Here is a 21,098-nt window from a genome sequence, read left to right as displayed (position 1 = left end):
CCCGCAGGCTAGATGGGAATGAATGCCGTTCTCAACATCCGAGTACTGCTCGATCTGACGCAGCGTCAGGAGGCGCCGAGCACCTCGCGCAGCACCGGAACGAGACCCTCGAACGCGATCGCCCGATGGCTGACCTGGTTCTTTACATGGGCCGAAAGCTCGGCCGCCGAAATGGCATAGCCTTCGGGCAGAAAGATCGGGTCATATCCAAAACCGTTGGCGCCAGCCGGTTGGAACAGAAGCTGCCCAGGCCATTCGCCGGTCACGGCCCGCTCGGTGCCGTCGGGCAGGGCGAGAGCGGCCACACACGTGAAGTGGGCGTCGCGGTGCTCCTCGGAAACGTCGCTGAGCTGCCAAAGCAGCAGGCGCAGGTTCTCACCGGCATCCTTGGCCGGTCCCGACCAACGCGCCGAGAAGATTCCCGGTGCCCCGCCGAGAATGTCGACGCAGATTCCCGAGTCGTCGGCGATTGCCGGGAGCCCGGTGTGGGCGGCGGCGGCGCGCGCTTTGATCAGTGCGTTCTCGGTAAAAGTGACACCGTCTTCGACCGGTTCGGGGCCGTCATAGGCGAGCACCTCGATGCCGGGCAGCTGCGTGGTCAGGATGCGCCGCAACTCCTCGACCTTGTGGGCGTTGTGCGTTGCGAGAACGATCTGCACCGCTCAACGCTCCAGTGCGCTGGTCTGAAATTCGGTCAGGGTGATGGCGCCCTTCACGGCGAGGTCGAGTAGAACGTCGAGCTCGCTGCGGTCGAACGGTGCAGCCTCGGCGGTGCCCTGCACCTCGACGAACTTGCCGCGCCCGGTGACGACGACGTTCATGTCGGTGTCAGCGCGCACGTCTTCGGTATAGGCGAGGTCGAGCATGGGCACTCCGCCGATGATGCCGACAGACACGGCCGAGACGCTGTCGATGAGCGGCTGCGCCTTCTGCGAGATGAACTTCTTGGTGCGCCCCCATTCGAGTGCATCGGCGAGAGCGACGTACGCGCCGGTGATGGCCGCGGTGCGGGTTCCTCCGTCGGCCTGCAGCACGTCGCAGTCGAGCACCAGCGTGTTCTCACCAAGCGCCTTCATGTCGACCACCGCGCGCAGGCTGCGACCGATCAGGCGGCTGATCTCGTGGGTGCGACCGCCGATCTTGCCCTTGACCGATTCACGGTCCATGCGGCTGTTGGTCGAGCGCGGCAGCATCGAATATTCGGCGGTGACCCAGCCCTTACCCTTGCCGCTCATCCACCGCGGAACGCCGTTTGTGAACGACGCCGTGCAGAGCACCCTGGTGCGGCCGTACGAGATCAGCGCCGAGCCTTCGGCCTGGTCGCTCCAGCCGCGCTCGATCGTGATCGAGCGAAGTTCGTCGTTGGTGCGCCCATCGGCGCGCAGGGTCTCGGTCACGGTGTGCTCCTAGTGATTCGGGTGGAGGGGGAATTCGGGGGTCCGCTTCGACTGGATGCTGCCAGTTCGGCAAGGTTGAGTGTGCCGGTCTCGATCAGGTCGACACGGCTGACCTCGGGTCCGATCAGGCGATGGGCCAGGGCCAGAAAATCCTCGGCGCTATCGCCGGTGGCCTCGTAACGGTAGCTGGGTGGGCTCGTGCGTGCGCGTTCCAAACCCTGACTCACCAGCACCCGGTAGACGTCATTGGCTGTTTCGGTATCACTCGAGACCAGCGTGACGTTCTCTCCCATCACATATGAGATGGCACCGCGCAGAAAGGGATAGTGAGTGCAGCCAAGCACGAGGGTGTCGACGCCCGCGGCGCGTAGCGGCGCAAGGTACTCCTCAGCGACGGCGAGTACCTCGGCGCCGCTCGTGACGCCGGCTTCGACGAACTCAACGAACCGCGGGCAGGCCGTGCTGAACAGCGTGATCTGGGGTGCGGCGGCGAAGGCGTCGTTGTAGGCACGCGAGTTGACAGTGCCGAGGGTACCGATGACTCCCACTCGCTGGTTGCGCGTGGTCGCGACGGCGCGGCGCACGGCCGGCTGAATGACCTCGATCACGGGCACGCTGTAGCGCTCACGGGCGTCCCGCAGCATCGCCGCCGAAGCCGTGTTGCACGCGATCACCAGCAGCTTCACGTCGTGCGCCACGAGGTCATCGAGTACGTCCAGGGCGAACCCGCGTACGTCCGCTATTTTCTTGGGCCCGTACGGCGAGTGGGCCGTATCGCCGATGTAGAGAATGGACTCGTTGGGTAACTGGTCCTTGATCGCCCGGGCGACGGTCAGGCCGCCGACTCCGGAATCAAAAATACCAATCGGTGCATCCGTCACGGAGACTAAGCCTAGCCCGACAAGCGGATAAGCTGTGCCGGGTGACCCCGTCCCCCACGTACCCCGTGCCAGCACCTGGCGGCCCAGCTGCCCGCACCCCGGCTTTACGTACCGATCGGTACGAGCTCACGATGGTCGACGCTGCTATCCAGAGCGGGACCGCCGACCGTGAGTGCATGTTCGAAGCGTTCGCCCGGAGGCTGCCTACCGGCCGGCGCTACGGAATCGTCGCCGGTACCGGCCGCCTGCTCGAGCTGATTCGCCAATTCCGCTTCACCACCGAGGAACTGAGTTGGCTTGCCGACAACGCCGTCGTGCGCACTCCCACCCTCGACTACCTGGCCGACTATTCTTTCACCGGCAACGTCTGGGGCTACCAGGAAGGCGAAGCGTACTTTCCCGGATCTCCCCTGCTGCTGGTGGAGAGCACCTTCGCCGAGGGCGTCATTCTGGAGACCCTCATTCTCAGCGTGCTCAACTACGACATCTCGGTCGCCAGCGCCGCCGCCCGCATGGTTTCCGTGAGCCTCGGCCGCCCGATCGCCGAGATGGGATCACGCCGCACCAACGAGCACTCGGCGGTCGCCGCCGCCCGCGCCGCATATATCGCCGGCTTTGCGTCGACGAGCAACCTCGAAGCCGGCCGCCAATGGGGCCTGCCCACCATGGGGACAGCCGCCCACTCGTTCATTTTGCTGCACGACAGCGAGGAAGAAGCGTTCCAAGCGCAAGTGGATGCCTTCGGTACCGCCACAACGCTCCTCGTGGACACCTACGATGTGCCGGCCGGCATTATACTGGCGGTCAAGATCGCCGGGCCCGAGCTCGGCTCGATTCGCATCGACTCCGGCGATCTACCCATCGTCGTCGCGGCGGCCCGAGCGCAACTCGATTCTCTCGGCGCCGTCAACACGAAAATCACCGTCACGAGCGACCTCGACGAGTTCGCCATCGCGGCTCTGTCGGCCAGCCCGGTCGACGCTTTCGGCATTGGCACCTCGGTGGTCACCGGTTCGGGAGAGCCGGCCGCCGGCCTGGTCTACAAGCTCGTCGCGCATAAGGGCCACGGCGACGACTGGATCTCCGTCGCCAAAACGTCGACCGCGAAGCTGTCCATCGGTGGCCGCAAGAGTGCGCTTCGCCGAGTGGATTCCGCCGGTACCGCGCAGGAAGAGATCATTCTGCTCGGTGACGGCCCCGGCAACAGTTTTGATTCCCGCAGCGGCCTCGAACGCGCCCTCTTGGTTCCGCTGATCAGCGACGGCACCGTCGACGAACGATACGTGGGACCGGCCGGAACGCTGCGCGCTCGCGCGCACAACGCATCCGTCATGCAGGAACTGCCAATCGAGGCTTTTCGTTTAGGGCGCGGCGAGCCCGTTATCCCGACCTTGTATCGATAAGTCCGGGCGGATTAGGCGCTACTTGGCCTTCATCTTCTCGTAGATGGCCTTGCACGTCGGGCAGACCGGAAATTTTTCCGGGTCGCGTCCCGGTAGCCACTTCTTGCCGCACAGGGCCTTGACCGGTTTGCCCGAAATGGCCGATTCGAGAATCTTGTCTTTGGGAACATAGTGCGAAAAACGTTCGTGATCGCCGGGTTCGATCTGCTCCTGGTTCAGAAGTTCCTCGAGCTCACGATCAAGCGTGGACGTTCCGCCGCCGGGCTGGCCGGGTTCTGCAATGCTCACACGAAATTCAGTCATGGCACCAGTCTAAACACTCTGCCCGCGACGGGTCAGGCCCGTTGAGCAGAAGCCAGCATCTCAGGACCGCGCCGGTCAAAGGCACGCGAACCGACCCAGATTCCCACGACCACAGCCACGAGTCCGAGGCCGACGCCGGCGCCGAGCGCGACGAGATGCCAGGCCGGATCCTCGACGATTCCGAGATAGGCGAAGATGAGCGCGGGTAGCGCCACAATGATTGAGCCCGTGAAGGTGAGCGACTGCACCAGTCCCGCGGCGGTCTCTGTGGCCTGCGGCTGGGCGAACGGGCTGTCACCGGGTTTGGTGACCGGGTAGGGAAAACGAGTAGAGGTGTAGCTCGAGAAGCCCAAACCGGCCAACAGGATGCCCGTGCTCACGCCCAGCATCGACAACAGCACCGACCAGTCGCCGTAGAACGAAATGCTGATGACCGAGCCAATGCCGATGAGCGGTATGCCCATGACGAGCGCGGGAAGGATCCGGCCGATACGATCGGCCAGGCCGTGCGTTCCCGAAGCCACGTGCAGCCAGATTGCTGTGCTGTCGTAGGCAACGTCATTGTGCATGGTCCACCCGAGAAAAATGCACATGAGCGGCACCGGCACGAGCGCGAGGTAATGCAGCGGCACGCCGACGATACTCAGTGGCAGGATGGCGATGATGGGCACAATGGGAATCATGATCAGCGACACCCAGTACCGTGAGTCGCGCGCCCAGTAAGTGAAGGTACGAGCGGCGATAGCGCCAACGGAACCGTGCGGCAGCCGGTCGAACCAACCCAGCCCGGAATACTGTTTCGCCGCTGCTTCATGGCCGGGCGATACCAGCATGCGGGCCACGACGAACTGCCAGATCAGCCAGAGCGCGTAGGTGGACCCCAGGGCGATAAGCAGTTTGAGGATGGCCTCACCCCAGGCGCCGGTGGAAGCGTCGCCGGGAACGGCCCACGCTGCCCCGAACGGAGTCCAACCCAGAATCGTGGCGAGAGCGGTCAGCAGGGTGCGGCCATGTCGGCCCCAGTCCGTGCTGAACAGCACGACAACGAGCGGAGAAATCAAGACCAGCACAACGACACCGATCAGCCCGGTGAACTCGCGGGAGCGTCTGGTCGACAGGAGAAAGGCCGCGAGGGATGCGCTGACTCGCGAGAGCAGAATGCAGGTTGTAAGGATCAGCGCGGCGGAGATGAGAGCGAGCAGAGTCTGACCGATTCCGCGCGACCATGTGACCACGGTGCCGAGGAGCACGATCGTCAGGGCGAACGCCGGAACGCCGATGAGCGCCGAACCGGCCAGGCCAAGCGACAACGAACGGTTCGGAATTCCGAGAAAGGCAAACTTACGGGGGTCCATGCTGTCATCGATGCCGACCACGATCGGGATGATCAGAAAGCCCAGCGCCACGGCCGATCCGGCCACAGTGAGCGAATCGCGAATCAGTGTGGGGTCACCGACGAACCGCAAAGTGACCAGTGCAACGAGAATTGTGATGGAGACACCGAGACCATAGAGCAGTCCCACGACCAGGCCGACAACCTGCCACGGGCTACGACGAAACAGGTTGGTTAGCAACCGGAGTTTCAGTCCGAAAAATTGTGCAACCATTCCATGCCTTCCGCGACCTTGCGCCCACCGGCGAGCTCGACGAACCGATCTTCCAGCGACTTCGAGCCACGGACCTCGTCGATGGTTCCCGCTGCCAGGACCCGGCCCTGCACGATGATGGCAACATGATCGCAGACGCGCTGGATCAGGTCCATACCGTGGCTGGACAGCACGACAGTGCCACCGGCGGCCACATACTTCTGCAAAATCTCGGTCACGTTGACCGCAGAAACCGGGTCGACGGACTCGAACGGCTCATCGAGCACGAGCACCCGTGGGGAGTGAATCATTGCACAGGCCAGGGCGATCTTTTTCGTCATGCCGGCGGAGTAGTCCGCAACGAGACGGTTGAGGGCGTCCTCGAGGCCGAAAGCCACAGCGAGGTCCGCTGACCTGCTGCGCACGGTGTCGTTGTCGAGGCCGCGCAGGGTGCCAGCGTAGTACAGGAGTTGTGCGCCGGTGAGGCGGTCAAAGAGTCGAAGCCGGTCAGGCAGAACGCCCATCACACGTTTGGCCTCGTTCGGCCGAGCCCAGACGTCGATACCGTGCACCGTGACGTTCCCGGCGCTCGGCCGCAACAGGCCGGTGATCATCGACAGGGTCGTGGTCTTGCCGGCCCCGTTCGGCCCGACAATGCCATAGAACGAACCGGCTCGCACGGTCAGGTCGAGATCGGAGACCGCAACATTGTGACCGAATCTCTTCACGAGTCCCCGGGCTTCAATGACTGTTGGAGCTTCAACGACAACGGGGACATTTTCCGACGTCGCCGCCGGCGAGATGACGGCCGTTGCGGCTGGCTCTGAGATGGCGCGAGGTGTGGTCGTTCCGGGCGTTTCCTGTGGACGTGGATCGATGCCCGGTTCGGGCAGCGGCGCGACGGGCGTTCCCAGTGGCTGTTCCGTTTCGATCGCGACGAGCGCATCGCGGGTCACATACGGGCGCGTGGTTTCGTCGGTTGCGTTCTCGGCGAGTGTCTGTTCAGTCGCCCGGGCCGGCGGGGCAACGTCCGGTAATTTTGGCGCCGTCAGCTTTTTCGGCATCGTCGACGTGCCAACTGCTGGTTTACGCACTGCTGGTTTACGCACTGCTGGTTCACGCACTGGTGGTTTACGCACTGGTGGTTTACGCACTGCTGGCTTAGGCACGGCTGGCTTTCCTGCGCCTTCGTCCGCAGCTGCCTGAGTGTCAGTCGACTTGACCGCCGCTGGCTTACGCACAGCTGGTTTACGCACAGCTGGTTTACGCACGGCTGGCTTACCCGCGCCTTCGACCGGAACTGCCGTAGTGTCAGCCGACTTGACTGCCGCTGGCTTGCGCACTGCTGGCTTACGCACTGCCGGCTTGCGCACTGCTGGCTCCCCCACAGCTGGCTTACCTGCGCCCTCGTCCGCAACTGCCGGAGTGTCAGCCGACTTGGCCGCCGCTGGCCTACGCACCGCCGGCTTGCGCACTGCTGGCTTACGCACTGCCGGCTTGCTGGCCGCCGCCTTGCTGCCTGTCGAATCCGCGGCGAGCGGTTCCGTCGAGTCGGGGGAACGGTCCACGACAGGCTCGTCGTCTCGTTCAGGGTCGGGCGGCACAAAAGTCACTCCGCCAATCTACCAAGGAGCACCGACATGAGGGCGCCGCAAGAATGGCAGCGGCCGTTTCAACCTGTGAGTAGGCTCCGTGCCGGATCACGAAATGGACACGTGCTGAGCCAATTCTTTCCTCATCCTGAGACGACAGGTTAGGGTGAGACTGACATAACGGTGTGTCTTTACGTGAACATGTGGGTGAATCCTAAGCAAACTCTTCGCAACGAGAGCGGGTTTTGCGGCGTCACCCCAACCATTCTTGAGGAGATAATCGTGACGACGCAGTCGGAGAAAACGCACGCAATTAAGACGCAGGTGGTTATTCTGGCGGCCGGAATGGGCAGCCGTCTCGGGCGCTCATTGCCTAAGCCCCTCACCGAACTGAGCGATGGCCGCACGATCATGCAGCAGCAGTTCGACAACATCGACCATGCCTTCGGCAACGCTGCCCAGGTTACGATCGTCGTTGGATACAAGCTCGAGCACATCATTGAAGCGTTCCCGCAGGCATCTTTCGTGTACAACGAGGAGTACGACCAGACCAACACCTCAAAGAGTCTGCTGCGTGCGCTGCAGACTTCAAAGTCCGGCGGCGTGCTCTGGATGAACGGCGATGTGGTCTTCGACCCGGCCATCCTCGACCGCGCTGCCGCCATGATGGCCCGTGACCAGTCCTTCGTCACCGTCAACACTGACAAGGTGTCCGATGAAGAAGTCAAATACACCACGAGCGCCGAAGGCTATATCAAGGAACTGTCGAAGACCGTCAGGAACGGCCTCGGCGAAGCCGTCGGCATCAACTACGTGTCGAGCGCGGACAAAGCAACCCTGATCCGCCAGCTGGCCAAGGTCGCCGACCAGGACTACTTTGAACGCGGCATCGAGTTGGCTATCGAACAGAACCGCATGCTGGTCGAGCCGGTGAATATTTCCGACTTTTATGCCGTCGAAGTGGACTTCGCCGAGGACCTCGAGCGCGCCAACCTGTTCGTCTAACCAACGCACTTGCCCCATCCGAAACCCCGGCGCCTCGGCGTGGGGGTTTCGTTGTCGCTGCATCGGGAACCAGCCCCGCATAGAAGGAACCAGCCACGACTGGCACGAAACGCCGCCCGCGCTCCCATACGATAGATCGCGTGAGTAGTTACGCCCAGGTGCGCCCCGAACAGCGCACGCCGCTCGCCCGGTATCGGCATTCGCTGTGGTTGCTGACGGAGCGCGATCTGCGCGTGCGCTACTCGACCTCAGCGCTCGGCTACTTTTGGTCCATTCTCGATCCACTCGTGATGGCCGGCATCTACTGGTTCGTCTTCACCCAGGTCTTCGACCGCAGCGTCGGCGACACCCCGTACATCGTGTTTCTCCTGGCTGCCCTGCTGCCCTGGATGTGGTTCAACGGTGCTGTCTCGGATTGCACCCGCGCATTTCTGCGCGAGGCGAAACTCATCCGCTCAACGCGCATCCCCCGCACCATCTGGGTGAACCGTCTGGTGCTGTCCAAGGGCATCGAGTTTCTGGCATCCCTGCCCGTGCTGGTGCTGTTCGCAGTCGTGTATGGCGCCGAACTCAGCATCGACGCGCTGTTCTTCCCCCTCGCCATAGTGATCCAGGCAATGTTGACCGCCGGCGTCGGACTGCTCGTGGCTCCGCTCGTGGTGTTCTTCCGCGACCTGGAACGGGCCGTCAAACTCATCCTGCGATTTCTGTTCTACGCCTCCCCTATCATCTACGGCACCACCGACTTACCGCCCGAATTGCATTTCTGGGCTGCTTTCAACCCGCTGACCGGCATTTTCAGTCTCTATCGCTCGGCTTTCTTTCCCGAGCAGCTCGACTGGTTCACGGTCGTGATCAGCGCGGTCATGTCCTTCTTCTTCCTCGGGCTCGGATTGCTGGTCTTTCGCCGCACCGAACGTGCCGTTCTGAAGGAGATCTAGTGGCCGAGGTGAGAGCGTCCACCATGGGAACGCCCGTGATCTCGCTGCAGAACGTCGGCATCCGCTTTCGCCGAAATCGGCGTGGGCGTCGAAACTTCAAGGATCTTTTTGGTGCCAATAAACGGCGCAGTCGGCCAAGTGAGTTCTGGGCCCTGCAGCACGTATCCTTCACCGTGCAACCGGGCGAAGCCATCGGTGTCGTCGGGCGCAATGGTCAAGGCAAGTCGACCCTGCTCAAACTCGTGACCGGAGTCGTGCTGCCCGACGAGGGGTCGGTACGCGTCACGGAGGGCGTGGCGCCACTGATCGAGATCACCGGCGGATTCGTGGATGACCTCAGTGTGCGCGACAACGTCTATCTGACGGCCGGTCTGCATGGCATGACACGCAAGCAGATCACGGAACGCTTCGACGAGATCATCGAATTCGCCGACATCGCCGACTTCATTGACACGCCATACAAACACCTGTCGAGCGGTATGAAAGTACGAATCGCCTTTGCGGTGATATCCCGGCTGGAGGAGCCGATTCTGCTGGTCGATGAGGTTTTGGCCGTGGGCGATAAAGCTTTCCGGGAAAAGTGCTATCGCCGCATCGAGGAACTCCTGGCGGGCGGGCGTACCCTGTTCATCGTCTCGCACAATGAGCGCGATCTGCGACGTTTCTGCACCCGCGGTCTGTATCTCGACAAGGGCGACCTGGTGCTCGACGGGCCGATCACGGACGTGCTTGCACGGTACAACACCGACTACGGCGTCAAACCAGCAGCCTGACCCAAGCCTGGCCGCCGATTCGCCGTGGCGTTCTGGGAACGTCGAAACTCGATCGCGATGTACGAGTCGCGAGTCGGCGGCAGCTGCTCGAGAGCGAGACCGGTCACGAGGTCACTCAACTCGAGTTGCAGCACGGTCGCCAGACGAATGAGCGTGTACATCGTTGGGTTTCCGTGCCCCCGGTCGATGCGGGCGTAATTCGAGACATTGAGTCCGGCCAAGAGCGCAACAGACTCCTGATTGAACCCGAGCGCCAGACGGCGCTCTCGCAGGCGTAGGCCGAGCAGTCGCGAGGCTTCTGATTTGGGCTCAAGCATTCTTCAGTTGTAGCGGCACAGCGGAGTCTTGACTAGCGGGTGGACTTTTGACGAAAGACAGTATTTGTATCTGGGTGCGCCCAGGTAACCCAGCGCGCGTCCCGGTGTACCCCGTACACTCGACCAAGGGCACCGAGAAAGGCGAGCCATGGCGAGGAAGAGCATACCGATGCTGTCATCGACCGGCGGCACTCCCCAAGGCGGGGCACTGCCTACCGGGCTTGTCAAGGGCTTTGATCGGGTGCTGGCCATACACCGCCCCGTCGTGCTTGCACATATTCGCAGCATCCGACGGCGCCATCCCCAAGCCACCCCCGAACAAATCGTGCGCATTTTGGAAAAACGCTATCTCGCGGCGGTCACGACCGGCGGTGCCGCGGTGGGCGCTACCGCGGTTATTCCCGGTGTCGGCACCGGAATCACCCTCGCACTATCGGGAGTGGAAACTGCCGGTTTTCTCGAAGCGACGGCTTTGTTCACCCAATCGGTGAGCGAGGTACATGGAATCGCGGTGGAAGACCCCGATCGCGCCCGCGCCCTCGTCATGACGATGATGCTCGGCCGAGAGGGCAGCGATCTGGTGCGACAACTCGCCGGTCAGGTGACCGGCTCGGGAACCGCGAGAAACACCTACTGGGGTGAACTCATCACCAACAGTCTTCCCCGCGCTGTTCTCGGCCCACTCACCGACCGACTCAAAAGCACATTTCTGCGCCAGTTCGCCACCCGCGGCGGGGCGAGCCTGCTCGGGAAGGCCCTGCCGTTTGGCATCGGAGCGGTGATCGGCGGTACGGGAAACCACATTCTGGGCACCAAGGTGATGCGCGCGTCACGCCTCGCATTCGGTCCGGCCCCCGCCGGTTTTCGGCCGGATCTGGACCCGCAAATGCGTGCCATCACGGTTCGCGAAAAGCGACGCGGTAAGTCGGTGGCGGCCGTACCGGCCGACCCGGCGGCATCCACTTCGTGGCCGACCACGCCCGGAGCGACGTAGCGTCGGTGTACTATTCCATGTCTGGACTCTGTGCAGAATCGGGCACGATCGCACGATCGGCATCGTGCACAGCCGCGAATCGGTCCCACTCATCCATCAGGTGCTGCACGGCCCCGTGGAAGAGGCCCGTCGCGACGCCAGGGGCGGTGTCACCGAAATAACGGTGCACCCAGCCCTGCAGGCGATCGACCGCCGCATCATCGTGCGTGAGTCGGTCGACGGTGAGCACAATATCGGCGGCGTGATCGGCAGCCAGCCACTCACAGTCGGAGAGATAGCCGCTCGTGTCGATGACGGCCGCCGAGTTCACCGGCCGGGTGATGATGAGCGGCTTGCCGGTGGCGAGCCGATCGTAGACCATGGCGGAGATGTCGACGATGGCGATATCCGCTGCGGCCAGCTGCCAGCCGAGGTCCGGGCCGGAGTCATAGACGTGCTGCGCGCGCGGGTCTCGGGCATTGGCCGCGGCGAGGGCGGCGATTATGTTCTTGTTGGCGGCCCCGTAGAGACGGTCGACGACGCCGCTGCGCGGGTGTGGTCGATAGATGACGCGGTGGGTACCGGTGGCCAACAGAGCAGTGACGAGCGCAACACCGTGGGTAGCGACAGAGCCGTAGGCCGCGGCGGCCCTGTCCCCCTCCCAGGTGGGCGCATAGAGCACGACCTGGCGTTCATCGGGCAGGTAAGGCAATTGACCGCTGAAATAGTCGGCCTGGGGGCGCCCGATCTTGATGGCGCGCTTATCGAAGTCGTAGTCCCAGAGCACCCGGTCGAGCCGGGCGAGTGCAGCATCCCCCGCAACGAACGAGTAGTCGTAGGCCTTGAACTGGTTGGTGATCATGTACATCTTGTCGCTCTCACCGTGGTTGATGAAAACGTGCCAGCATCGCCCGTAGCGCATCATCTGAAAGTTGCGCGGATTCTGGTTGACGTAAAACACGATACGAATATCCTGCTCGGCAACAATCTGCTCGAGCTGAGGCACCGTGCGAGCGTAGGCGACGGGAATGGGCGCCTCGTCCATGAGCTTGAGGGTGCCGCCGCCGGTACGACTGATCACGAGTACCGGCCACGTCTTGGCGAGTGTTGCGAGCGGCTGGTACCACTGCCGTATTTGGTACATGTTGACGGGTCCGTCAGCAAAGTACACGGCAATCTTGAAATGATTGTCTTCGCGCAGCTCCCGTTCTTGCAGCGGCCCACGCAGCTCGTGTTGGGCCTTGCGGGAGGCCATAACATCCCTGACCAGCTTGACTGCACGCCTGACGTCTTCCCGAATTGCCACCGGCTAAGACTACCTTTCGTTAGATGATCGGAGGGCGCCCTGCGCGGGTCATCCGCCAGACCGTGCGTGCTCGAAGCGGATGCCGTGGTCCCGGGTCATGACGCCACCCTTCGCGCCAGCCGTCGAACCAGGCGTGCAGTGCCGGCCGGTTGCTCGGGGCAAAGCGCAGCACCTGAATCGCCGTCCAGGCGCCCACGTACAGCGGCACCAAGAGCATTGGCAGGTTGCGCCGAGCCAGCCACACCCGGTTGCGAGCGTTCAGCCGGTAGTAGTCGGCGTGCCTGGTGGGCTGAATGACCGGATGGTTGGCCACGAGGTCGCCGGCGTACCAGACGACCCGGTCCTGGTCCCAGACCCGCCACGCCAGTTCGATGCCTTCGTGCGCGTAGAAGAATGGTTCGGCCCAGCCTCCGGTCGCGTCGAAGACGCTGCGCGGCAGCAGAACGGCGCCCTCCCAGACGGAGAACACCGGTCCGGGCGTACTGGCCTCGCCCTTGCGGATGCGGGGAATCCACCGACGCGGCGATTCGATTCCCGCCGGGTCTTCGACCCGAGGCTGAAGCAGCCCGATTGTCGGGTCGGCGCGCATCTTGCCGATCGCGTCGATCAAAAAATTCGGGTCGGGAATGCTCGCATCGTCGTCGAGGAAGAACAGGTATTCCCCGGTGACACGCGAAACGCCGCGGTTACGGCCGGCTGGAATGCCCAGGTTGGTCGGAAGTCCGAGGGAGTGCACGCCGACCGGCAGGCCGGTCGGTTGCCAACCGTTGCCGACGCAGACCACGTCGAGGGTCACTCCCTGCTGGGCCAGCACCGAGCGGATACCCCGATCGAGATCAGCCGGACGGGTGCCCTGAGTGAGCACCACCACACCGACCGTCACAGCGCCGGCCGGTGCAGCGCCGGCAGCTGCGTCAGGAACGGACACGCTTGGACGCCATGATGGCCACGAAATGACCGATGAGCGATAGGAACGCGAGCGGTACCAGTACGATCAGCACGGTCCGGTCAACGAGCGGCTGCTCGAGAAACAGTCCGACGACGGCGGCAGCGAAGATGACCATGGTCAGTTCAACCGAGTGGTACAGGCGATGGAAGGGTACGAAACGGGCGAGTCGGCGCACCCGGGCGATCACGCTCGAGGTCGGAGTCTTCTCGCCGTGGGTGTCGGCGAGCTTCGTCAATCCGGCATTAGCCCGTGCAACGTGCACCATGTCGTTGAGCGCCTTGTTCAGCACGATGATCAGAGCGAGCAGCAACGCTAGGCTGCTCCACAAAAAGTCATCGGGTGAATCGAATGGGTACGCTGCCGCCCGAATTCCGAGGGCGATGGGAATGAGCGACTCGGTGGAATAATGTCCGACCTTGTCGAGGAACACGCCCGCGGGCGAGGACGTGCCGCGCCATCGCGCCACTTCTCCGTCGCAGCAGTCAATGAGCATCTGCACCTGGCTGAACGCGAGGGCGAGCAGTGCCCCCCAGATTCCGGGGATCAGCAGGGCGGCGGTGGTCGACCAGCCGGCGAGGATCATCAGCGCGGTCACGCCGTTAGCGGAGATGCGGGTCTTCAGCAGCACCCAGGTCAGGTACGGCGACAGGTCGCGCAGGTACAGGCTCGCCGTCCAGTGCTCGGCGTTGGCACGCAGGCGCACTTCGGGCGGCTGGGCCACCGCGCGCAGCTGAGCGATCGATTCCGGTCGGGCCAAGCGCCGATGTGAGGTCTCGGGCGAACTGGTCATCTGCTCACCTTCCCGTGTGTTCCGTGATGTTGCTGGTGAGTTTGAGATACCCGAACACAAACCCGACCCCCCAGCAGAAGTGAATGCAGGGCAAGACTACGAGAAAATTCAGGGAGGTACGAATTCCGTCCGGCCTGGCCACCGTGAGCGTCGCGGCCACCACGATGACCAGGTACCCGATGGGAACTATGAGACCGAGGAACAACCACGGCGCCGCGCCGACGGCCAGCTGCACGATTCCGACCACTCCGAGGAGCAGCCCGAGAGCTACCGCCAGAACCATGGCCGGCGGCACAAAGTAGCGGATGCCGTTGGCCGCCGGATATCGACGGGCCAGTTCGCCGCGCCAGAGCCCGGTCGAGAGCATCTGCCGGGCAAGTTGGGGCAGGGTCGGCCGCGGACGATACAGCACGCGCAGTTTGGGGGTGAACCAGACAAGTCCACCGGCTTCACGGAGGCGCCGATTGAGGTCCCAGTCCTGACCGCGTTTGACGCCCTCGTCGAACAATCCGACAGCCAGGATGCTCGCGGTGCGAAAACAACCGAGGTAGACGGTTTCGGCGGCGCCCGCAGCCCCGCCAACATGGTGCGGGGTACCACCGAGGCCGATGCGGGTACCGTACGCGCGAGCCACTGCGCGTTCGAATGCGCTGATGCCGCGGGCATCCATGATGCCACCGACGTTATCGGCACCGGTGCGCTCAAGCGTCTCCACGGCGATGCGGGCGTACTCGGGTGGTAGCACCGAGTGCGCGTCGACGCGAATGACCACCGCGTACTGCGACGCACGGATGGCGATGTTCAGGCCTGCCGGAGTCGAGCCGATGTCGTTGGGCACGACGCGAATACGCGAGTCAACCGCGGCCATTTCTTCGACCAGTTCGGTCGTGCCGTCGATGCTCGGTCCGAGCGCCAGGGTGACCTCGAACGGGCCCTCAAAGTCTTGTGCCAGCAGACTCTCGACGGCGGCTCGCACGTGCGTCGCCTCGTTGAGCACCGGCATCACGTACGACACCCCGAGAAGAAATCCCCCACCACGTTGGTGCACCTGGCTGGCCAGCTTTCCGTTCGATGAGTAAGACGATCGAGCCTACCAGCCCAGGAAATGCTAATCACCTCGGAAGGTGTCAAACAGCACCGCTCACCAGAATCGCGTCGCCGGCGAGCCGGCGACGCGATGAGAAGGGAGGAGCAGAGTGCGGCTAGCTGGTGTATTCGCCCACCGTGACCGAGACGGTGGTCGACTTGCCGTCCCGCACATAGGTGAGGTCGGCGGTTCCACCAGCGGGGAGCACCCGTACCTGAGCGGTGAGGTCGATCGCGTCTGTGATCGGCACGCCGTTGAAGTTGGTGACGACGTCGCCCTCGGCCAGACCGGCCTTGGCGGCGGCACCACCCGAGGTTAGATTGCTCATGAGGGCGCCCACAGTACTGCTGGTCGAACTGGACGCGTCCTTGACGCCCGCACCAAGCAGGCCATGGGTAGCCGTTCCGTTGGCGATGATCTCCTCGGAGATGCGCTTGGCAAAGTTCGACGGGATGGAGAATCCGACGCCGATGCTGCCGGCAGCGGACGACGAGGTGGTGCTGCCGGCGCTGGCGATGGCCACGTTGATGCCGATCAGTTCACCGCTGCCGTTGAGCAGGGCGCCTCCGGAGTTGCCCGGGTTGATGGCGGCATCGGTTTGAATCACCGGGAGGGCAATATTCGCTGTGGCGGCCTGGGCGCCCTTCGACGGCGAGCCGTCCTGATTCGGAAAGTCGAAGAAGAAAGGATTCTGGTTCTGTCCTTCGTCGGGCGCTGGGGTGTCGGGTGAGCTCGGCGCTGCCGAACTTGCGACGGTAATGCTGCGGTTGAGGGCACTGACGATGCCGTCAGTGACCGTGCCGGACAGACCGAGCGGGGCACCGATGGCGATGGCGCTGTCGCCGACGTTGAGCTTGGAGGAATCGCCCCAGGTGATCGGGGTGAGTCCGCTGGCGTCGGTCAGTTTGATTACGGCGAGGTCGGAGACCGGGTCGGTACCAACGAGCGTGGCGGCGTACAGCTTGCCATCGTTGCTTTTCACCTCGATTTTCACGTCGGAGGCGGCCCCGTCGAGGGTGACGACGTGGGTGTTGGTGAGCACGTAGCCATCGTCGGTGAGGATCACGCCGGATCCGGTTCCACCCGAGGAACTGCTGGAGACGTCGATAGTCACGACGCTCGGCGAAGCTTTCGCCGCGACAGCGGTGATCTGATTGACGCTCTTGGTGTCGTTCACCACGACATTGCGCGGGCCGGAGACCTGGCTGACCGGCACACCGTTGTTTTGGCCATTCATCATGAGCGCAGTAATCCCGGCACCGGACGATCCGCCGACGAGAGCACCAATGGCGAGCGCTGCAATCAACGCGACACTGCCCTTGCGGCGACCGGGTTCCTTCGTTTTGGTGGAAGCGAAGGGCTGGCCGGAAAAAGCGTCCGTGGGATACGAATCCGCGGTCGCATACGACTGCGACGACGGGCTCGGAGCGACAGCGAGGCTTGCGGCTGTCGGGGTCTCGACCGGGCGACCGAAAGCATCCGTCGGGTAGGCAACGGTTTGGGCGGTGTTGGGGACATCGGGAGTCGGCAGGGTCGGTGCGTTGACGACCGGGACAGCGGGCTCGACACTCGCCGGCGGCGCGGTCGGGGGCCTGGGCGCGGCCGGGGCATCGGTGGGCGGTACCGACGGCGGGGCAGTGGGTGGGGTCGCCTCGCCGGACTCATTCACAGCAAAAGCGGCGGCGTCATCAGCCGAATCCGGGGTGGTGCCAAAATCCTTGGTGTTGTCGGTCATCGGGTGCTCCTTCCAAGCGTTGCCAGCTTTGCGCCCAAACCTGAACGTTCAATATGTACAAGCTGAGAGCAGTCAATGATCATGCCCAGACGTTGCCCAAGCGATAGCTTGGAAACCATGCAGAACTTCACTCAAACAAGCCACCGATGACCATCTCCGGCGCGTGGCTACGCACGGCGCGCGGGGCCGGACTTCTCGCCGCTGATGGCACCGTTGCAGCGAGCATCTTCGCCGAGATGAGCGCGCTCGCGATGCGCACCGGTGCGATCAACCTCGGGCAGGGTTTTCCCGATGAAGACGGGCCAGCCGTCGTGCTCGAGGCGGCCCGCCAAGCCATCAGCGACGGGGTCAACCAGTATCCGCCCGGCCGGGGCCAGCCGATACTGCTGGAGGCAATCGCCCGGCACCAGCACCGGTTCTATGCGTTAGCCCTCGACCCGGGCAGCGAAATTCTCGTCACTGCGGGGGCCACAGAAGCTCTCGCAGCCACGATTCTGGCATTGATCGAGCCGGGTGACGAAGTCGTCACCTTTGAGCCGTTCTACGACGCCTACGGCGGCCTCATCGGCCTCGGTGGCGGCATCCATCGACCAGTGCCGCTGCGGGCACCCGACTATCAACCAGACCTCGACGCGCTGCGGGCAACCGTCACCGACCGCACCCGGCTGATTATCGTGAACGATCCGCACAATCCCACCGGCACGGTTTTTGCCCGGCACACGCTGGAGCTAATCGTCGAACTCGCACATCGGCACGACGCGATCATCGTCACCGACGAGGTGTATGAGCACCTCACGTGTCAGGCGCCGCACATTCCAATCGCCACCCTGCCAGGAGCCTGGGATCGAACGGTCACCATTTCCTCGGGCGGGAAGACGTTCAGCCTCACCGGGTGGAAGGTGGGCTGGGTCTCTGCCCCTTCCTTCGTCATCACGGCAATCCTCGCGGTCAAACAGTTTCTCACTTATGTGAGTGCGGCGCCGTTCCAACCCGCGATCGCAGCGGGGCTCGACCTTCCCGATTCGTACTTCACCCGCATTGGCGCCGAGCTGGAGCACAAACGCGATGTGCTGGCTACCGGGCTGCGCGCGGCCGGCTTCGAAATCACGCTGCCGCAGGGCTCATACTTCATCGTTGCAGATGCGACACCGCTCGGGTTCACGGATGGCGCAGAGCTATGCCGACTCCTGCCGGAGCTGGCTGGTGTGGTCGCGGTGCCGGTCACCGCGTTCTGCTCCCCGGCGAACCGGGCCGATTATGCGCCGCTTGTTCGGTTTGCCTACTGCAAGAAGATAGAACTTCTGGAGCAGGCGTCGAACCAGCTCGCGGCGCTGTCGCGACGCTGATCGCATACCCCCCCCCGGGCATAACTCCTACAACCCGACGCTAACCGAACACCCCCGCGGGCGTAACTCCTGCAATTTCTGTGGGAGCGCGGTCTGAACCCCGAAATGACGCGGAATTCTCACCGGCGGCCCCCAAATTGCAGGAGTTATGCGCCGCACCCGAGTGAGGTGGGCTGAGCGGGGGGTTAAGAAGCGAGGGCGGGGTAGTCGGTGTAGCCCTCTGCGCCGTCGGCATAGTACGTGAGCGGGTTGGGCTCGTTCACCGGCAGGTCGTCACGCCAGCGGCGCACGAGGTCAGGATTGGCGATGGCCGCACGACCAACGACGACGGCGTCCGCGACACCGTCGCGAACGATGGCCAGAGCCTCGTCGCGCTCGGTGATGGTGCCAAATCCACTGTTGATCAGGAAGACACCGCCGAAGTGGGAGCGCAGATTCTGCACGAATTCACTGCGCGGGTCGGCATGAAGCACGCTCAGGTACGCCAAGTCGAGCGAGGCAATCCCTTCGAGGAGAGCACCGTAGGTGGCCGTGACGTCGACGGCATCCGTTTCGAGCGCATCCTGAATGTCGTGTTCGGGTGAGATACGCAGGCCCACCCGGTCGGCGCCGATCGCCTGAGCGACTGCGGTCACCACATCGATGACGAACTGCGCGCGCTTTTCGGGCGAGCCGCCGAAGGGATCGTCCCGCACGTTGGAGGCCGGCGACAGGAACTCATGCAGCAGGTAACCGTTGGCGCCGTGCAGTTCGACGCCGTCGAATCCGGCTGCGACGGCGTTCTTCGAGGCCTGCACGAATTCGTCCAGGATGCCGCCCAGCTCGTCGATAGTCAGAGCGTGCGGTACTGGGTAGTCCTTCTTGCCGTCATAGGTGCGCGTAACGCCGTTGACGGCGATGGCGCTTGGCGCGACGACCGGGTAGCCACCGGTGGTCGCTTCGTGGGTGACCCGGCCGGCGTGCATGACCTGGGCGACGATACGGCCTCCGGCGGCGTGCACTGAGTCGGTGACCGCTTTCCAGCCGGCAAGCTGTTCCGGTTCGACGAGCCCCGGCTGGCCGGTGAAACCCTGGCCCGCATGGCTCGGGTAGGTACCCTCGCTCACGATCAGGCCGAGGGTGGCTCGCTGCGTGTAGTACCGAGCAACGAGTTCACCGGGAACACCCGACTGGCCGGAGCGGACGCGGGTCAGCGGCGCCATGACGAGACGGTTGGGAAGTTCGAGGTCGCCAACGTTCAGCGGAGAAAAGAGTTTCACAGACACTTCTTTCTAAATCATCCGGTCAGTCAGACCGGACATGTTGTTCTGGGAGGCTCCAGGGAAGTCCTGTGCATCCGTAGGCAGAACGGATCGCAGCGGCACGATATTCCTGCCTGCCAATTCACTGTAAGTTCGGCTGCCCGAATCATTCGAATGGGCAATCCGGTTTGCTTGCGGCACCGAACTATGACCATGAACTCCCTGATGTCCCGACCAGCGGCCCGTAACCACCCCGTGGCAGCGCTCGGGACCCCGGATGCTCCCGCGTCCGGCCCACGGGTGCCCATTCGGCCACAGCCAGCCCCACCGGCCACAGCGTTGGGGTACAGTCCATTTCCCCTTGACGCCGATGCTCATCACTTCGGTCTCACCACGAGTACCATGCGCCTTCGGGGCGGAACGGTCGTGGTTCGGCACGGACGCCGCACCGCGAGCGACACGGCGACCATTCTTCTCCACGGCGCCGCCGGCTCGTGGACGACGTGGACGCCCCTGCTGCAGGCAGCCGATGCGACAGGCCGCGATCTGGTCGATCTCATCATTCCCGACCTGCCCGGGTGGGGTGATTCTCCCGTGGCCACCGACGAGTCGCCATCTGGCGTCGATTCGATGGCCGAGCTGGTCGCCGACGCAGCCCGCTCTCTCGGCTACGAGCACTGGAACGTTGTCGGTCACTCCATGGGTGGTTTCATCGCGCTGCAGCTGGCGGCGAGCGAAAAGCGCGCGACGACATCCGTTGGACTGGTCTCGGCCACCACGTTCTCGATCCAGAACAGCGTTCGTCACCCGATCCGACACTTCTTGGTGCTGCCTTCGTTCACGGCGCTGCTCCTGACCATGCGGATGCTGCAGTTCGCCGGCCCCCTCGGCCGCGGCCTGGTGCGGGCTGTCGCGCGCCTCGGCCTGCTACGCGCCCTCGCAGCCCCATTGTTCAGCCGTCCGGGGGCTGTCACCTCGACGGTCGTCGCTGCGCTCGGCACCGAGGTCAGGCCAGCCCGTTTCGTTGGCGCGGCCGTGCGGGCTGGCGCCTACGACACAGCCGCCCGGTGGGCGCATATCTGCTGCCCGGTACGTTCAGTGCACGGTGACCACGATGTGTTCGTGACGGCTGACGATGACGAACGACTGCGCGCTGCGGTACCGAACTGCGTGATCACCACCATCGCCGGAGCCGGGCATTTCGGCCAGATCGAGCGCCCCCTCGAGGTCTTGCTCAGGCTCGAATTCGCCGATCCCCGGCCGATCCTGGCACCCGCGAGTCAGCCGAACACTTTCTCTAAACCTTGAACTTACCCCCCGAATGGAGGACAGTAGAAGATGTCCTCAGTTTTTAACTACCGGGCAGGCCGCGCTTGCATACGATCCCGGCTTCCGGCCGGCGCAACCGAACAACGCGCAACCGAACAACGCGTAACCGAGCAACGCGTAACCGATAATCGAAGTGGAAGTGGC

General features: G+C 63.7%; 20 protein-coding genes. 7 read left to right on the top strand and 13 right to left on the bottom strand.

What is annotated here, in order from left to right:
* Nucleotides 1-65 precede the first annotated feature (65 nt).
* Genes rdgB through murI form a run of 3 tightly spaced genes read right to left on the bottom strand, consistent with a single transcriptional unit; the run spans nt 66 to nt 2,278 of the window.
* Nucleotides 66-659, bottom strand: a complete 594-nt coding sequence (rdgB, locus tag CXY72_RS13380) for an RdgB/HAM1 family non-canonical purine NTP pyrophosphatase (RefSeq protein ID WP_104128160.1) — start codon at nt 657-659, stop codon at nt 66-68.
* Nucleotides 660-662: 3 nt separating this feature from the next.
* The gene (gene rph, locus CXY72_RS13375; RefSeq protein ID WP_104128159.1) at nt 663-1,397 is read right to left on the bottom strand and encodes a ribonuclease PH; all 735 of its coding nucleotides are present in this window, start codon (nt 1,395-1,397) and stop codon (nt 663-665) included.
* Nucleotides 1,394-2,278, bottom strand: coding sequence for a glutamate racemase (gene murI / locus CXY72_RS13370; RefSeq protein WP_104128158.1), 885 nt, complete (start codon nt 2,276-2,278; stop codon nt 1,394-1,396). The genes rph and murI overlap by 4 nt, the downstream gene beginning before the upstream one ends.
* 131 nt (nt 2,279-2,409) lie before the next feature.
* Between murI and CXY72_RS13365 the strand changes: the two genes are divergently transcribed.
* Nucleotides 2,410-3,681 carry a nicotinate phosphoribosyltransferase gene (locus CXY72_RS13365; RefSeq protein WP_104128157.1) on the top strand — a complete coding sequence of 424 codons (1,272 nt, stop codon included), beginning with the start codon at nt 2,410-2,412 and terminating at the stop codon, nt 3,679-3,681.
* Nucleotides 3,682-3,699: 18 nt separating this feature from the next.
* Here the strand turns inward: CXY72_RS13365 and CXY72_RS13360 are convergent, their stop codons facing one another.
* The 3 genes from CXY72_RS13360 to CXY72_RS13350 are packed head-to-tail and all read right to left on the bottom strand — an operon-like array spanning nt 3,700 to nt 6,316.
* Nucleotides 3,700-3,984: a DUF3039 domain-containing protein gene (locus CXY72_RS13360; RefSeq protein ID WP_104128156.1), complete on the bottom strand. Its 285-nt coding sequence runs from the start codon at nt 3,982-3,984 to the stop codon at nt 3,700-3,702.
* A gap of 32 nt (nt 3,985-4,016) precedes the next feature.
* Nucleotides 4,017-5,591, bottom strand: coding sequence for a hypothetical protein (locus CXY72_RS13355; RefSeq protein WP_104128155.1), 1,575 nt, complete (start codon nt 5,589-5,591; stop codon nt 4,017-4,019).
* Nucleotides 5,567-6,316, bottom strand: a complete 750-nt coding sequence (locus CXY72_RS13350) for an ABC transporter ATP-binding protein (protein ID WP_233197845.1) — start codon at nt 6,314-6,316, stop codon at nt 5,567-5,569. The genes CXY72_RS13355 and CXY72_RS13350 overlap by 25 nt, the downstream gene beginning before the upstream one ends.
* Nucleotides 6,317-7,474: 1,158 nt before the next feature.
* On the opposite strand from CXY72_RS13350, the gene CXY72_RS13345 reads away from it, so the two are divergent.
* The 3 genes from CXY72_RS13345 (at nt 7,475) to CXY72_RS13335 (ending at nt 9,881) form a co-directional block, all read left to right on the top strand.
* Nucleotides 7,475-8,167, top strand: a complete 693-nt coding sequence (locus CXY72_RS13345) for an NTP transferase domain-containing protein (protein ID WP_104128317.1) — start codon at nt 7,475-7,477, stop codon at nt 8,165-8,167.
* Nucleotides 8,168-8,307: 140 nt separating this feature from the next.
* Complete coding sequence (locus tag CXY72_RS13340) at nt 8,308-9,108, top strand: ABC transporter permease (RefSeq protein ID WP_233197830.1); 801 nt, start codon at nt 8,308-8,310, stop codon at nt 9,106-9,108.
* A gap of 23 nt (nt 9,109-9,131) precedes the next feature.
* Nucleotides 9,132-9,881, top strand: coding sequence for an ABC transporter ATP-binding protein (locus CXY72_RS13335; RefSeq protein ID WP_104128315.1), 750 nt, complete (start codon nt 9,132-9,134; stop codon nt 9,879-9,881).
* Here the strand turns inward: CXY72_RS13335 and CXY72_RS13330 are convergent.
* Nucleotides 9,857-10,198 carry a helix-turn-helix domain-containing protein gene (locus tag CXY72_RS13330; protein WP_104128153.1) on the bottom strand — a complete coding sequence of 114 codons (342 nt, stop codon included), beginning with the start codon at nt 10,196-10,198 and terminating at the stop codon, nt 9,857-9,859. The genes CXY72_RS13335 and CXY72_RS13330 overlap by 25 nt on opposite strands.
* A 148-nt stretch (nt 10,199-10,346) precedes the next feature.
* On the opposite strand from CXY72_RS13330, the gene CXY72_RS13325 reads away from it, so the two are divergent.
* On the top strand, nt 10,347-11,192 hold the full coding sequence (locus tag CXY72_RS13325) for a hypothetical protein (RefSeq protein WP_233197829.1): 846 nt from the start codon (nt 10,347-10,349) through the stop codon (nt 11,190-11,192).
* A 10-nt stretch (nt 11,193-11,202) separates the two neighbouring features.
* On the opposite strand, the gene CXY72_RS13320 is transcribed toward CXY72_RS13325, so the two are convergent.
* The 5 genes from CXY72_RS13320 to CXY72_RS13300 all read right to left on the bottom strand — a co-directional run bounded on the left by CXY72_RS13320 (nt 11,203) and on the right by CXY72_RS13300 (nt 17,038).
* Nucleotides 11,203-12,477, bottom strand: coding sequence for a CDP-glycerol glycerophosphotransferase family protein (locus CXY72_RS13320; protein ID WP_104128152.1), 1,275 nt, complete (start codon nt 12,475-12,477; stop codon nt 11,203-11,205).
* Nucleotides 12,478-12,496: 19 nt separating this feature from the next.
* Nucleotides 12,497-13,405 carry a glycosyltransferase family 2 protein gene (locus CXY72_RS13315; protein WP_233197828.1) on the bottom strand — a complete coding sequence of 303 codons (909 nt, stop codon included), beginning with the start codon at nt 13,403-13,405 and terminating at the stop codon, nt 12,497-12,499.
* Entirely contained in the window at nt 13,392-14,216 is an 825-nt protein-coding gene (locus CXY72_RS13310) for a CDP-alcohol phosphatidyltransferase family protein (protein WP_104128151.1), read from the bottom strand. Before CXY72_RS13310 ends, CXY72_RS13315 begins: the two co-directional genes overlap by 14 nt.
* Nucleotides 14,217-14,220: 4 nt before the next feature.
* Nucleotides 14,221-15,219: a glycosyltransferase family 2 protein gene (locus CXY72_RS13305; protein ID WP_104128313.1), complete on the bottom strand. Its 999-nt coding sequence runs from the start codon at nt 15,217-15,219 to the stop codon at nt 14,221-14,223.
* Between the two features lie 199 nt (nt 15,220-15,418).
* Nucleotides 15,419-17,038: a S1C family serine protease gene (locus tag CXY72_RS13300; RefSeq protein WP_104128150.1), complete on the bottom strand. Its 1,620-nt coding sequence runs from the start codon at nt 17,036-17,038 to the stop codon at nt 15,419-15,421.
* 146 nt (nt 17,039-17,184) lie between these two features.
* On the opposite strand from CXY72_RS13300, the gene CXY72_RS13295 reads away from it, so the two are divergent.
* Complete coding sequence (locus tag CXY72_RS13295; RefSeq protein WP_104128149.1) at nt 17,185-18,384, top strand: aminotransferase class I/II-fold pyridoxal phosphate-dependent enzyme; 1,200 nt, start codon at nt 17,185-17,187, stop codon at nt 18,382-18,384.
* 185 nt (nt 18,385-18,569) lie between these two features.
* On the opposite strand, the gene CXY72_RS13290 is transcribed toward CXY72_RS13295, so the two are convergent.
* Nucleotides 18,570-19,643 (bottom strand): alkene reductase, encoded by a 1,074-nt coding sequence (locus tag CXY72_RS13290; RefSeq protein WP_104128148.1) that lies wholly within the window; start codon nt 19,641-19,643, stop codon nt 18,570-18,572.
* Nucleotides 19,644-19,832: 189 nt separating this feature from the next.
* Here CXY72_RS13290 and CXY72_RS13285 point away from each other — a divergent pair, with 189 nt between their 5' ends.
* The gene (locus CXY72_RS13285) at nt 19,833-20,933 is read left to right on the top strand and encodes an alpha/beta fold hydrolase (protein ID WP_158252572.1); all 1,101 of its coding nucleotides are present in this window, start codon (nt 19,833-19,835) and stop codon (nt 20,931-20,933) included.
* Nucleotides 20,934-21,098: the final 165 nt, after the last annotated feature.

Origin of the sequence: Cryobacterium sp. Y57 (genome assembly GCF_002929505.1) — a bacterium.
GTDB lineage: Bacteria > Actinomycetota > Actinomycetes > Actinomycetales > Microbacteriaceae > Cryobacterium.
The sequence above is the reverse complement of the archived record's forward strand: the minus strand, read 5'-3'. Positions and strand labels throughout refer to the sequence as shown.